The organism is Weizmannia acidilactici, from assembly GCF_008974185.1.
In the GTDB taxonomy this organism is placed as follows: Bacteria; Bacillota; Bacilli; order Bacillales; family Bacillaceae_C; genus Weizmannia; species Weizmannia acidilactici.
In genome coordinates, this window is sequence record NZ_BKZP01000078.1 from 1 (window position 1) to 1,593 (window position 1,593).

The following is a 1,593-nucleotide window of genomic DNA, read 5'->3' on the forward strand; positions in this document are numbered from 1 at the left end:
TGTTTTTGGCAAGTAGAAAATGTATGAAATGGCAATTAAAAATGCATACATACACTTGCCAAATTCCATGGTTAACGAGAGATTGAGTCTTTGTATCGGTGACTTTCACCATTGAAGATGATTAAATGAGAATGATGAATCAGCCGATCAATGACGGCCTCTGTTAAAATGGGATCGCCAAAGACATTATTCCATTGGCTAAAAGGTAAATTGGTTGTCACAATGATGCTTTTGGTTTCATAACACATGGAAATAACTTGAAATAATAACTCTGCCCCCTGTTTATGCAATGGAATATAGCCCAATTCATCAAGAATCAAGAGATCCAACTTTTCGATTTGATTGAGAAATTTACCAAGGTCACCTTTTTCATTGGCCTCCAATAAAGCATTGACAATGGAGGCGGCCGTATAGAACTTCACTCTTTTTCCTTGTTTTTTCATCAAATTGAGGGCGATGAGAGTGGAAAGGAATGTTTTACCGGTTCCCACTCCGCCATAGAAGATAAGGTTTTCCTGATTTTTCGTAAACTCACCTTCTAAAATATAATCTTTTGTGATGCCTGGGGCTAGTTGAATCTCCCGCCAATCATAAGGTTTATTTGGAATTTTCGGCAATGTCGCCTGTTTTAGTAGTAAATTTATCCTTCTCTCATCTCGATGCTGCACTTCTCGTTCAAACAGCTTCAGTAAAAATTCCTCATTTGTTTCCGCATGGATGGTATGGTAATTGGCTGGAATCCAGCTTAATTTTAGTCTTTTGGCATATTCCTTAATCATTTGTTCCATGATGCCACATCTCCTTGGGATTCGAATAGGCGGTCATAATGCCTTACTCCTCGGATGGCTTCCGGCATATCTGGAACGTGTTTTTTCGGTTGAATTGGCTCTCGTATACCTCTTCCATTGATTAATTGATAAAATACCTGTTTAATCGATTCTACTTTCGGATGACCATACTGGGAGGCAATCCTCAAAGCCTGTGTCGAAACTTCGAAATCATGTTCTTTTAGTAAAACAGCTAGTAGTTGTAATGCTTCCTTCTTTTCTTGAACGGTACAATTGGAAAAATAATTTTTCCATTCTTCCGGCATCTTTTCATAGAAATCCGTATATTTTAATGCATTTGGCCTTTTGGCCATTAACGTAAGATATGGTTGCCATTTCATTGATTTTTGTTTTGTGCCATATAAACGCTCGTGCTTGATAATCAGCTCATGCTCTTCTGTTAAAATGGCAATCTCATGATAAGAGATCTTTGCCAAAACCTTTTGTTTGGCAAAACGGGGAGACGTGGAATATAAATTGTTTTCTAAATGGATGAAACCGTACTTATCAGCCGTGACCTGCTCATATCGGACACATTCAAATTCTTTGGCTGGCAATTGAAGAAATAACGCTTGTTCTTCTTCAAATAATTCAGCGATGAGTCGCTCCTTCTCATAATGCGGACGATTCCAGTCCTTCTCACATTTCTCCCATAAAGATTCATTAAAACTTTCTAGTTGATAGATTGTTTGTTCAGGTAAAAAGAAATTGTTTCGAATATATTTCACCTTTGATTCGACATTCCCTTTTTCATTTCCGCTGGCTG

General features: G+C 37.9%; 2 protein-coding genes. Both read right to left on the minus strand.

Annotated elements, in window-relative coordinates; translation table 11 throughout:
* Positions 1-71: 71 nt before the first annotated feature.
* Complete coding sequence (gene istB / locus BpJC4_RS15720; protein WP_151681994.1) at positions 72-788, minus strand: IS21-like element helper ATPase IstB; 717 nt, start codon at positions 786-788, stop codon at positions 72-74.
* A partial coding sequence (locus tag BpJC4_RS15725; protein WP_443098249.1) for a Mu transposase domain-containing protein occupies positions 776-1,593 on the minus strand: 818 nt, incomplete at its 5' end. The genes BpJC4_RS15725 and istB, both read right to left, overlap by 13 nt.